Source organism: Stenotrophomonas sp. TWI700 (genome assembly GCF_039673645.1).
Lineage (GTDB): Bacteria > Pseudomonadota > Gammaproteobacteria > Xanthomonadales > Xanthomonadaceae > Stenotrophomonas > Stenotrophomonas maltophilia_AA.
Genome location: NZ_JBDJMB010000009.1, coordinates 93,260 through 104,875, shown reverse-complemented (window position 1 = coordinate 104,875; position 11,616 = coordinate 93,260). Strand labels below are relative to the sequence as shown.

Genomic DNA, 11,616 nt, shown 5'->3' with positions numbered 1-11,616 from the left:
TGTGTTCTGAAATTACCCATAGGTACTTCAAGATGAAAGTGTTGGTAACCGGCGGCACCGGATTTATTGGCTCCCATACGACGGTTGAACTGCTGGCACTCCACCATGACGTGGTCATCCTGGACAACCTTGCGAACAGCGATGCGACTGTCGTAGCTGGCGTGACCTCCATAGCTGGACGTGCCCCCGTATACATCGAGGGCGACATTCGTGATCGCCCCCTTGTCGAGCGGATCCTTCGCGAGCACGATATTGATTCGGTCATCCACTTCGCCGCGTTGAAATCGGTTGGCGAATCATGGCAACGCCCCCTCGATTATTTCGAGAACAACATCTCGGGCACGATTGCTCTGCTGCAGGCAATGCAGGCATGCGAAATCAAGAGATTCGTATTCAGCTCCTCTGCAACCGTCTATGGCGAACCGGATCAGTGCCCGATTCCAGAGTCCGCCATCACGCGCACGACCAATCCCTATGGGCGGACCAAGCTCATCTGTGAACAGCTGCTCGAAGATGTGGTGGCCACCTCCCCGCAACTCAATGTTGCGTCGCTACGCTACTTCAATCCGGTTGGCGCCCACCCTTCGGGCCTGATCGGTGAGTCCCCGAGCGGGATACCGAACAACCTCATGCCCTATGTGTCGCAGGTCGCCAATGGCCAGCGCGCGTATCTGCAGGTGTTTGGCGATGATTACCCAACGATCGACGGAACGGGCGTGCGCGATTACATCCACGTCGTTGACCTGGCCATCGCCCATGTGCGGGCGCTCGAATACCTCGATCGCACAGCGCGCAGCACCACGTTGAATCTTGGCACCGGCCATGGCTATAGCGTCCTTGAAGTGGTTGCTGCGTACGAGCGCGTGATCGGACGCAGCATCCCGGTTCAGATCGTGCAGCGGCGCCCAGGCGACGTCGCTTCGTGCTTCGCCGACCCATCTCTCGCGAGTGAGCTGTTGGGATGGACGGCCACGCGGGATCTGGATGATATGTGCAGGGATGCCTGGCGCTGGCAGCTGCGCTTGGCATCCAGAAAGGAGTGACCCAACGATGTCGCCTCACCTTCGTGCGGATGTCACCGCCCTTATCACTTTCCACCGTGAGGGATTGTTGGCACACAAGAGTCTTCTCTCGCTGTTTCGCTGCAGAGAGGCTGCAGAGAAGGCGGGCATCTCACTGGAGATTCTTGCGACGCTTGATCGAGCCGACGAGGAAACGACGCGCATTCTTTCGGGACATGCACAGAGCGGAGCGGTGGACCGCCTGTTATGCCTGGATTGCGGCGACCTCGGCATGTCGCGAAATGCCGGCGTCCTGGCCGCTTCCGGGAGCCAGGTCCTGATCTGTGATGGGGATGACTATCTTTCGGCCGATTTCATTGTCCGCTGCAGAAGATTCAGCGACCTGCATGCACGGAACACGATCCTGCATCCCCAGCTCGTGGTTACGTTCGAGGCGGAGACCGCGCTCTGGTGGCAGACAGGCAGCGACGAGGCAACGTTCGATTCGGCGTGCATGCTGGTCACGAACCCTTGGAATGCCTGCAGCTTTGCGTCCCGCGACGTCTACCTCCAGACGCCCTATGCACGAGCCCGTCCCGGAGAGTCCGGATTTGGATTTGAAGATTGGCATTGGAACTGCGAGACCCTTTCCAAGGGCAATGCGCATCTGGTCGTACCAGACACGGTGCACTACGTTAGAAAGAAGAGTTTTGGCTCACTGAACAATGCCCATTCAAGCCAAGATGCCCTGATTCCTCCGACCAGCCTGTTCGACCTTCAATGACCGTTCTCCGGCGTATCCTTCGCGCTGCTTACCACCTGTTCGACCAGCTGCTGCTCGGGCGGTTGCCGGACAGCGTCCAGCGCCGGTTGATCGCGGCGATGCTGCGGCTCGCAAAGATCATCCATCCATCCGGAAACTGGCCCTCGGGCGAATCGCTGCTTGTGCGCCGGGTATTACTGCCGCCGCCTCCTTCAATGCGCAACCTGCCCTCATGGGCCATAGAGGATCTGCGGGATCTGTCGATCCGGGTAGACCCGCTGTTGACACCGGAACTTGTTCTCGGCCAGGCTCCGGTGGCCTTCATGCCTCCGCTCCATTGGACACAGGCCGGTCACGCTTATCAGCGCATTAGACAGAGAATCGGTAACGGGCAGTTCGACACCATCATTCTGGTTCCGTGGCTGAAGCGCGGAGGTGCCGATCTCGGCGCCCTCCACCATGCGCGTGCCTGCAAGGAGGTGTTCGGGCATCGAACGCTGGTGCTTGCCACTGAAATCGGCGGGTCCCCGTGGGCAGCACGGCTCGATCCATCGATTCCCTTCATCGAGCTGGGCCCCGAGCTTTCGCTTCTAAGCAACACCCAGCATGAGCAGGAGCGGGTACTTGCGCGCCTGCTGATTCAGCTGGCTCCGAAACGGATCCACATCATTAATTCCCATACGGCATGGCGTACCGTTGAAAGGTATGGGAAAGCCATCCGGCAGAACTCCCGGGTATTTTCCTCACTCTACTGCGATGAGCTTAGTCCTGAAGGACGCCGCGAGGGTCTGGCGCAACACTATCTGCCCACTTGCCACCGATGGTTGGACGCAGTCATCACCGACAACAGCGCCTCGCCGCGCGATTGGTGTAGAACGCTTGGCGCGGATCCAGCACTGTTCCACGTTGTTCATTTCCCTGCCCCTGACATGCCGCCAGCGCGCGCCGAGCAGGACAATGTTGTCGCGGGCAAGCGACTACTGTGGGCAAGTAGGTTGGAGCGGCAGAAGCGACCAGACTTACTCATTTCTCTGGCGGAATCGATGCCGGATTTCCACTGGGACGTTCATGGCTCGCCGCTCAATGGTAACGACCCACATCTGAAGCAATTGAAACGACTGAGGAACGTGAGCCTGCATGGGAGCTACGAACGATTCGCCGATATCGTCAGCAGCGGCCATCTGGCGTATGTATACACGACACGCTGGGATGGCCTTCCAAATGTACTGCTTGAAGCGGCAAGTTGTGGCATCGCGATTGTTGCCCCCAACGTTGGCGGCATCAGCGACCTGATTCCGAGTGACCAGCTGGTCGCTAGTGAGGGCCCCCTGGATGCCTACAAACAGGTCATCCGCAGCCTGGTCGACACGGAGACGCATGCTCAGTGGCTCAGCGAACAGAAGAACAGCGTCTGCAGGTTCACATGGGAGCGGTTCATCGCCGAACTCCGGCGGGTTCCCCACTATGCCCAACCGGATCAGTGAACCTGAGCGCGAGGCATAGCCTCAGCGGATCTTGCGAGCGACGAGCAGTCCACTACCGCCGATAGGAAAGCGAATCCCGGCCTTGATCAGGACCCGCTCGACGGTCATTGCCGCTAGCAGCATCCGATTGAGGATCGGGGAAAGCCTCAGCTCGGCATTGGGGTCGTCGGCAAGAGCATCTTTCCGGGAGAGCCGAGAAGCAACCATCATCGGGAGCAATAGGCTCACGAACGACGTGTCCAATTCAACGCGGAAACCTGCACGCTCGACCTTCCTGCGCAGCTCACCAACACGATAGCGACGCACGTGGCACGCGTGCTCATCCGTCACACTCCATAGCCACTGATGCTGCGGGACGGTGAGTATCGTGCCCCCCCCTGCGGCCAGCGTGCGGTGGATCTCGACCAGCACATCTTCGTCCTCCTCGATGTGTTCAAGCACATCGAAGGCTCCCACCACCTCGAATTCATCCTGATAGGGAATGCGTCTGGCGTCCATCTGAAGGAGTTCGGCCTGCCCCAGACGGGCGGCGGCGAATGGTAGGCCGGCGCTGAGTATCTCGCTGCCGGCCATCCTTGCCTCGGGAAACGCCTTGGAGACGCCATCGAGAACGAAACCAGTACCGCAGCCTATTTCAAGGAAGCTCTGCATCCGGGGAAAGTGTCGCCGGAGCGCCCATATAAGTAGCTGATTGCGCGCTTCGAACCAGAAGTTTCCAGCCTCAAGGCTGGCGAGCTCGGAGAAGACCTCGGGATTGAATCCACTGGTCGCGATCGCCGACTCCGGGGCGAACGCTGGGCGCCCATCAATGATCGGCGGCCCAACGCCACATGCAGGGCAAACCCAGGTAATCGCCTCATAGCAGCTATGGCACTTGGTACATTGCTTCATGCTTCGCCTCTCCGGTCCAAAGGGGGTCAACAGCCAAGCTTCGTGCGGCGCGAGGGGGCTTTCTACGCCAGGAAATCATCACCCATACTGCGGGGAACCGGGACAACTGTGCAAGTGCATGGGCGAAAGCGCCTCCCGCGTGCCACAGGCTGCGCTCACATGTGGCGCCTGCACAGCCGAATCAACGCCTGCGAAGCCGTCGAAGAACATGTCCGAGCCGGCACTTCACTGATGGCGGAAGCGGTAGCTTCGCACCCATGCGCCTGACCACCTCGAAGATGCCGACTGTTCCCTGCGCATCGAACCGCCTTGTTTTTGCGAACCGAGTGATTGCCCGGATCGGCCGGGTCCATTTCCATGAACGACTGTGCACGATGCCTTGGAGCAGCTCGCTGGCATTGCGTTCCGCTTCGTGCGCCTGCCGCCATCGAATGTGCTCATGCTCAGCCTGCTCCCGATATTGCCGCGCTTCCGCGCCCACACTCGTGAGCCGTTCCCGGTAGGCCTCCAATCGCTCTTCGATCGACTGTCTGTTCTTGTCCGTGTCGTCTCGCACCGCCTGGGCGTTCTGCAACTCAGCGTTGAGGCGACTTATGTCCTCCTGCAAGCCACAGACAGCAGCCCAGCTTTCGTTCAATCGCATCTCCATCCGCGGCTCGCCCTTGAAGTTGAACGAACGGCGCGCAGCATCATGATTCAACGCCGCCCACTCCAGTGTGTTCTCCACACGCGGCAGTTCCCCGAGCCGCGATTCCAGACGCCGAACCCAGGCAGAACGCTCTTCCAGGTTCAGCGAGTGATCAACGGTCGGCATGTGCTCGAGGAACGATTCAAAACTGCCCTCCACGCCAAGTGATCTGCGCTTCTGGTCATAGTAAGGATTGCTGCTCCGCAGCCAGCACGGAACGCCATTGAGCTGGAGCCAAAGGGTGACATGGTAGGAACATACGTACCCGTATTCCCCCTTCAGCACTGCCGGCGCCAATGCCTCGCCCCCCTTCATGATGTAGGAGACCAACATGATCGTGTTCATGTCGACAAAGGGAAGTCCTCCCTCCAGGCGCTTTACGGTCTCAATCGAATCGACGACCTCTTCTCGCGAATCCTGGAAGGCTTGGAACAGCACAAGGTCACGGTCTCCGGACCGATCGGAAAGCAAGCGCATATGCGCCGAGATCTCCTCGATCTCGGCGCTGTTGCCTGTGTATCCGGAGGAGTTGAGGTGTAGGAAGGCTCCGGTTGCGGCACGCTGCGGCGTGAGAACCTGCGACAGCTCCTGCAGGGGCTCCACCGCGTCATCGAACGAGTAGTACGCGTCTATTCCCAACGACTGCATGGTGCCCAGCGAGTCACGATCACGAACGCCAACCAGCTGCGGCCGGAATGCATTGATGTGCGCCTGAACCGTCGGGGCATAACTCTTCGAAATTTGCTGGCCGGAAATGTAGTAGGCCGCGCCAGGCAGGTGGCGCAGAAAGAACTCTGTCACCTGCAACACGAAACTTCCCCACATCTCATTGAGGAAGCCGCCGCCATAAAGCTGGACGCAGGCTACGTTACGCAGGGTACGCACCCGTGCAAGTCCCAACTGCTCGGCCCGCTCGGCGCTCAGGGGCTCGGGGGAAACAAACATCTGCGCATCGACGCCATATGACTGGCGCAATGCCGATACACCAACGTGGCGCGAGATCGCATCCAACGAAAGCACCGAAACGACCGAGAGAGAAGAAGCCCGCTTGACCCGGTTGATGCTTCCCATGTGTTGCAATAGGTCGCCAAAATTGCCGTAGCCAAAGTCGCTACCGATCAGTACTGCCTTCGCGCCTTCGCAGGCGAGGAGATCAATGCTTTGCGTATCTGCATAAAAGTGGAGGTGTTGCATCAGACAACCTTGCGACTATTCTCGGGGACCAGACAAAGCACGTCATTGACTTGCCGGGCGAAAGCGTCCGCGCCATGGCGCGTATTAATCAGATTCCGGCCGGCTTCCGCCATTCCACGCAGGTCCGTGCCATCCGCGTAGAGTGAAACGATGGCGTCGACATAGGCATCGACCAGGGCCGCATCATCATCCATTGAAGGGATGAGCCACCCGTTCACGCCATCCTTGACCACCTCGCCAATGCCACCCACATCCGGGGCGATGATCGGCAGACCGGCACCCGCCATCTCAAGCAGGATGTTGGGCAAGCCATCGAAGGCGGTTGTATACAGGAAAGCATCGTACTCGCCCACCGGCAACTCGCTGAAGGTCGTAAAACCACCGCGGTATTTGATCTTTGCGCCGCTCTGGGTAAAGAGATCCTTGGCATTGATACTTGGATCAGACATGCCAAATGCGTCAATCTTAACGGCCAAGCCACGCTGTAGCAGTCCTCGGGAGATCGCCGCGACAAGTTCAGGCCGTTTTTCTGGCGCCACGCGAGAAGCCCAAAGCAGCTTTTTGCGAGTTCCCAAACCACTGACGCTTTCGGCATTCACTGCGTCGCAGCGTGCATAGATTGGGCGGTAGGAAGGCAGAGACCCCAGGAAGGCACTGTCGGCGGCAACGATCGCCTCGCAATCGGTCAGCACGCGCCAGAATCCGGCCAAGTGTCTGCGCAGCACGCCTGCTCCCCAAGGCCCGCGCAGGACCTTGCCCTTCCATCGATAGGTTCCATCGCTGAAACGGTAATAGACAATCCGGAACAACCTTGAGAGCACCGGCGCATAGGCATCCAGCAGCCTGTGGGCAAAAGCGGATGACTTGACGTGCAGTCTCGCGTCACCGTCGCGGATGGCCAGCATTGCCCTGATCGTCAACGCATCCAGATCTGCGGTCTCCAGATGCGGAAACGCATTGCAGATGTCGATGAACACCGACCCCGGCGGCAGCTTATTGACCCACTCATGCTTTCTCGCCCTTTCACCAGCGAGCACAATGACCCGCGCAGATGGCTGCTGTGTGACGATCTCGTTGAGGACCTGCAGGATGTACTTCTCCGCCCCGCCAGCATTGAGCCAAGGAAGCAGGACGATGTCGGTAAACCGGCCATCACCGATCATCCGGTACAGACTCTCCAACTGCATGCCCCAATGATTGGGGTTCCAAGGCATCGGGCTGTAGCTGCCTGCGCTCTCCACCCGATGCGGCTCGATCTCCGGCTCCAGCTGTATCGCTTCCTGCAGAAACTCCTGCAGGATCTCGGATTCCACGATGCGTCGGGTCGTGTCCTGATCGAAGATCGACTGCCGTTTGGCTAGCATGGCATTCCAGTCACCGGCTCGCTTCCTGCTGTCGCGCATGTCGGCGAGGAACACGTCCTGATCGAACAGACGACTGTGTGGAATCAACCGGACCGATGCCGCGTTGGCTTGGCGCAGCAGACTACCGGATCGTTGACGGTAGAAAATAACGGTATCGGGTGCGACGATCATGTCGTACCCGGCCGCACGCAACTGGCAGTTGAAATACCAATCCTCATACGCGAACCCGCTCGTCACCCGCAGGTCGTCGTACTTCAAAGTATCGAAGGCGGAGCGCTGGATAAAAATGCGCGACACATAGGGATGCTGGAGCGCGAAATCGGCTGCGGTCAGATACTTCGAATCCACATAGCGCACGTTGTGGTACTGCTCACCAAAGGCGCAGAGATACTCAAGGAATACCGCGACCTTGCCCCCTTGATGCCCACGCGCAGCCTCAAGGAGCGCAACAATGGAATTGGACGACACCAGATCATCCGCGTCCGACGTCCAGACATAGTCGCCCTTGGCACGTTCGATGCCGGCATTTCGCGCCAGGCCCAACGAGCCGACATCAACATCGACTTCTTCGACGCCTGCGAAGGCGGAAAGGTCGTGCGATCGAAATACCTCGCGGGTCGCATCGTCGGCGCGATCAAAAACCGCTACAAGCTCCACGACGACTCCCTCTTCCCGTGCCCTCTTCGCGCATTCAACCAGCGATTTCAGGGTGGGGAGAAGGTAGAGCGCTTCCCTGTGCATGTTCAACACAACGCTCACGTCAATTCGATTCATCAGTAGCTCACCTTGAAAGGCATCTTGAACTTGAACCACATCGGCTGATCTACATCGGCCATTACGTCGAAAACGGCAGCCAACTCGTCCGCGTAGATGGTTACGTTGTCACTGCGATCCCAGCGACTGACCTGATTGACGCGAAGTGCCACTGAGTAGGACTGTCCGCCTCGCAACTGATTGGGTGAGGTGAACCGCACCTTCAACACCTGGCCAGCAACCACGTCCGTGCTCCTACGCTCCGAGTTGAAGATACTCTCGCCAGTCAAATCCTGCCCGAACTGGTCCTTGATCAGAAACCCGACACTGATGTTCTTCAGCGCCCGATAGAAGCGAACGTCGACAGCCAGCGTGAGTTCTTCGCCCTGTTCGATCTTCTTGCTCGGACGACCCTGCGCATCCACCAGTCCCACGCGTTCGATCCGCAGTACGGCACCATCCTCAGGTCGATGATCAGTCCCCGCTGCCGCGATATCACCGCGCTCACCAGAGAGCCCCGCCGCATGCATCGCCTCCGCTTCTTCCATATCTGCTGGCACATGACCACTGGCATCGGCCGCCACCTCGTTTGCCTCGAGGATGATCTTGTTGTGCTCGACGAAAACGTCGTTCATGTAAGCATTCGTCACCTCGGTGACGTTGCCATGCATCTTGAGCTCACCTGCATCGATCCAGATGGCGTAGTCGCACAGCGCACGCACAGCATCAATCGAATGACTGACGAACAGGACCGTGCAGCCGCTTTCCATCAGTTTGCGCATGCGCGCCATGCTCTTGTGCTGGAACCAGGCATCACCGACGCTCAACGTCTCGTCGACGATCAGGATATCGGGGTCCACATGGATGGCCACCGAGAACGCCAATCGCGCGAACATGCCACTGGAATAGGTTTTGACCGGCTGATGCACGTGGTCGCCGATGTCGGCAAAGGCGATGATCTTGTCCAGTTTCCCGTCGATCTCGGGCCGCGTCAGGCCGAGAAGTTGGGCATTCATGTAGATGTTTTCGATGCCAGTGAATTCTGGATTGAAGCCCGAACCAAGCTCCAGCAGCGCAGAGACCCGCCCGGCCACCCGGGCTTCGCCCCCCGTCGCGGCCAAGGTGCCGCAGATGATCTGCAGCAGCGTCGACTTGCCTGCACCGTTCTTGCCGAGAATGCCGTACACCTGGCCCTTGGGAATGCTGAAGGACACGTCCCGCAGCGCCCAGAACTCACGATAGAAGCGCCTCCCGCTTCTGCCCAGCATCATCTGCAGCAGCCGATCACGAGGCTTATCGTAGATCTGATAGCACTTGCTGAGTCCACTCACTTCGATGGCGTTTTCAGATGACATCGGCGAAACCCTTTCTGGTCTTCTGGAACCAAGCAAACCCAAGTGCAGCCATCACCAATGACAACCCGAGCATCTTCAGCCACGTGATCCAGTGCATGCTGCCGTGCCAGATGAGCAGTTCACGGGATTGCTCGATGAAGTAGGTGAGCGGACTGAGATACAGGTAGGGTCGAAATGCCTCGGGCATCGCGGCGGTGGGGAAAAAGACGGGTGACATGAACATCAAGGCCATGGTGACAACGGCGATGGCCTGTCCGACATCGCGCAGGTACACGCCCAGAGACGCCAGGAACCAGGAGAGCCCCAGGCACATCAGCAGCAGAGGGAAGAGAACGACAGGTAGCCAGAGGGTCTGGATCGAGGGCACACCAAACAACACGATGTAGAACAGCAACCACACCAGCATGCTGACTGCGAAGTGGAAGAGCGCTGCACCGAGTGAAACCACTGGAAGGATCTCCAGCGGGAATATCACCTTCTTGACATAGTTTGCGTTGGAAAGGATGAGAGAGGGCGCGCGATTTAGGCACTCGGAGAACAGGCCGAAGATCATCATGCCGATGAACAGGACCACCGCGAACTCTGTCTTTGAACCTGAACCACCTGCCCAGCGAGCCTGAAAGACCACGCTGAAGACGAATGTGTAGACCACAAGCATCAGGACGGGGGTGAAGAAGGACCATAGGAGGCCCATGACCGAGCCCCTGTAGCGGCCGACTACCTCCCGCTTGATCATTTCGAGAATCAGACTGCGGTAACGCACGATCGAGCGTAGCGCGGTGGTCGGCGCCAGGCTCATCGCTTGGTTTGAATTGAACATTCTTGAGCTTCCTGAATTCCCGGCATTGCGTCCTCCGGCGGAAGACGCAACGCATAAGTTCCACATTCGCTGATATCAGCTGGAAAGGGCCCGCTCCAGATCCACCTGCAGATCCCCCAGCTCCTCCACTCCAACACTCAGCCGCACCAACGCATCACTGATCCCCAGCTTCTCCCGGCGTTCCACCGGAATCGAGGCATGCGTCATCACCGCAGGATGATTCACCAGGCTTTCCACCCCACCCAGCGACTCAGCCAGGGTGAACAGCTCGGTCTTCTCGCAGAAACGCTTTGCCGCCTCGTAACCGCCCTTGAGGACGATCGAGACGATGCCGCCGTAGCCGTTCATCTGGCGCGTCGCCAGTTCATGCTGCGGGTGCGAGGTCAGGCCGGGGTAAATGACCTTCTCGACGGCCGGGTGCTTTTCCAGCCACTGGGCCAGGGCCAGCGCATTGGCGCAGTGCGCCTTCATGCGCAGCGGCAGGGTCTTCAGGCCGCGCAGGGCCAGGAAACTGTCGAACGGCCCCTGCACGGCGCCGATGGAGTTCTGCAGGAACGCCATCTGCTCGGCCAGTTCGGCGTTGTCGCCAACCACGACCATGCCACCGACCATGTCCGAGTGCCCGTTGAGGTACTTGGTGGCCGAGTGCAGGACCAGGTCCGCGCCCTGCTCCAGCGGACGCTGCAGCATCGGCGAGGCGAAGGTGTTGTCGACCACCACCAGCAGGCCGTGGCGCTTGGCGATGGCGGCCACCGCGGCGATGTCCACGATCTTTAACATCGGGTTGGTCGGGGTTTCGATCCAGACCATCTTCGTCTGCGGGGTGATCGAGGCCTCGAACGCGGCCAGGTCGGTCAGGTCGACGAAACTGAACTGCAGGCCGGCGGTGCGCTTACGCACGCGCTCGAACAGGCGGAAGGTGCCGCCGTAGATGTCGTCCATCGCCACCACGTGGCTGCCCGCATCCAGCAGCTCCATCACCGTGGAGCTGGCGGCCATGCCCGAGGCGAACGCGTAACCGCGACTGCCGCCTTCCAGGGAGGCCACGCAACGCTCGTAGGCGAAACGGGTGGGATTGTGGGTGCGCGAGTACTCGAAGCCCTGGTGTTCGCCGGGGCTGGACTGGGCGTAGGTGGAGGTCGCATAGATCGGCGGCATCACCGCGCCGGTGCTCGGATCCGGCGATTGGCCGCCGTGGATGGCCAGGGTAGCCAGGGCGAGCGAGCGGTCGCCGTGCCCGGAAGAAGCGTGATCGGACATGTTGTTTCCCAGCAAGGGGAGCCCCGGGGGGCCCCCGCAAAAG

At 59.5% G+C, this 11,616-nt stretch carries 9 protein-coding genes; 3 read left to right on the top strand and 6 right to left on the bottom strand.

The genetic code is table 11. From position 1 onward, the window contains the following. The first annotated feature begins 32 nt into the window (after window positions 1-32). From galE to ABE473_RS09325, 3 genes are read left to right on the top strand one after another with little or no spacing between them, the layout of a single operon-like run. Entirely contained in the window at window positions 33-1,043 is a 1,011-nt protein-coding gene (gene galE, locus ABE473_RS09335; protein ID WP_346489276.1) for a UDP-glucose 4-epimerase GalE, read from the top strand. A gap of 7 nt (window positions 1,044-1,050) precedes the next feature. Continuing rightward, window positions 1,051-1,785, top strand: coding sequence for a glycosyltransferase family A protein (locus ABE473_RS09330; protein ID WP_346489275.1), 735 nt, complete (start codon window positions 1,051-1,053; stop codon window positions 1,783-1,785). Beyond that, complete coding sequence (locus tag ABE473_RS09325) at window positions 1,782-3,248, top strand: glycosyltransferase family 4 protein (protein WP_346489274.1); 1,467 nt, start codon at window positions 1,782-1,784, stop codon at window positions 3,246-3,248. Before ABE473_RS09330 ends, ABE473_RS09325 begins: the two co-directional genes overlap by 4 nt. 21 nt (window positions 3,249-3,269) lie before the next feature. Here the strand turns inward: ABE473_RS09325 and ABE473_RS09320 are convergent, their stop codons facing one another. The 6 genes from ABE473_RS09320 to ABE473_RS09295 all read right to left on the bottom strand — a co-directional run bounded on the left by ABE473_RS09320 (window position 3,270) and on the right by ABE473_RS09295 (window position 11,573). Then, on the bottom strand, window positions 3,270-4,139 hold the full coding sequence (locus tag ABE473_RS09320; protein ID WP_346489273.1) for a class I SAM-dependent methyltransferase: 870 nt from the start codon (window positions 4,137-4,139) through the stop codon (window positions 3,270-3,272). Window positions 4,140-4,320: 181 nt separating this feature from the next. Next, window positions 4,321-6,021, bottom strand: a complete 1,701-nt coding sequence (locus ABE473_RS09315) for a hypothetical protein (RefSeq protein WP_346489272.1) — start codon at window positions 6,019-6,021, stop codon at window positions 4,321-4,323. Then, window positions 6,021-8,159 (bottom strand): glycosyltransferase, encoded by a 2,139-nt coding sequence (locus tag ABE473_RS09310; RefSeq protein ID WP_346489271.1) that lies wholly within the window; start codon window positions 8,157-8,159, stop codon window positions 6,021-6,023. The genes ABE473_RS09315 and ABE473_RS09310 overlap by 1 nt, the downstream gene beginning before the upstream one ends. After that, a complete protein-coding gene (locus ABE473_RS09305; protein WP_346489270.1) occupies window positions 8,159-9,493 on the bottom strand; it encodes an ABC transporter ATP-binding protein in 1,335 nt (444 codons plus the stop codon). The genes ABE473_RS09310 and ABE473_RS09305 overlap by 1 nt, the downstream gene beginning before the upstream one ends. Further along, window positions 9,483-10,313, bottom strand: a complete 831-nt coding sequence (locus ABE473_RS09300; RefSeq protein WP_346489269.1) for an ABC transporter permease — start codon at window positions 10,311-10,313, stop codon at window positions 9,483-9,485. Before ABE473_RS09300 ends, ABE473_RS09305 begins: the two co-directional genes overlap by 11 nt. A 75-nt stretch (window positions 10,314-10,388) precedes the next feature. After that, window positions 10,389-11,573, bottom strand: a complete 1,185-nt coding sequence (locus ABE473_RS09295) for a cystathionine gamma-synthase (protein WP_346489268.1) — start codon at window positions 11,571-11,573, stop codon at window positions 10,389-10,391. Between the last annotated feature and the right edge of the window lie 43 nt (window positions 11,574-11,616).

Excerpts from the sequence above, each read along its gene's own strand:
- ABE473_RS09305 (WP_346489270.1), bottom strand. The coding sequence starts at position 9,493 with ATGTCATCTGAAAACGCCATCGAAGTGAGTGGACTCAGCAAGTGCTAT.
- ABE473_RS09330 (WP_346489275.1), top strand. The coding sequence starts at position 1,051 with ATGTCGCCTCACCTTCGTGCGGATGTCACCGCCCTTATCACTTTCCAC.
- ABE473_RS09315 (WP_346489272.1), bottom strand. The coding sequence starts at position 6,021 with ATGCAACACCTCCACTTTTATGCAGATACGCAAAGCATTGATCTCCTC.
- ABE473_RS09300 (WP_346489269.1), bottom strand. The coding sequence starts at position 10,313 with ATGTTCAATTCAAACCAAGCGATGAGCCTGGCGCCGACCACCGCGCTA.
- ABE473_RS09295 (WP_346489268.1), bottom strand. The coding sequence starts at position 11,573 with ATGTCCGATCACGCTTCTTCCGGGCACGGCGACCGCTCGCTCGCCCTG.
- ABE473_RS09310 (WP_346489271.1), bottom strand. The coding sequence starts at position 8,159 with ATGAATCGAATTGACGTGAGCGTTGTGTTGAACATGCACAGGGAAGCG.
- galE (WP_346489276.1), top strand. The coding sequence starts at position 33 with ATGAAAGTGTTGGTAACCGGCGGCACCGGATTTATTGGCTCCCATACG.
- ABE473_RS09325 (WP_346489274.1), top strand. The coding sequence starts at position 1,782 with ATGACCGTTCTCCGGCGTATCCTTCGCGCTGCTTACCACCTGTTCGAC.
- ABE473_RS09320 (WP_346489273.1), bottom strand. The coding sequence starts at position 4,139 with ATGAAGCAATGTACCAAGTGCCATAGCTGCTATGAGGCGATTACCTGG.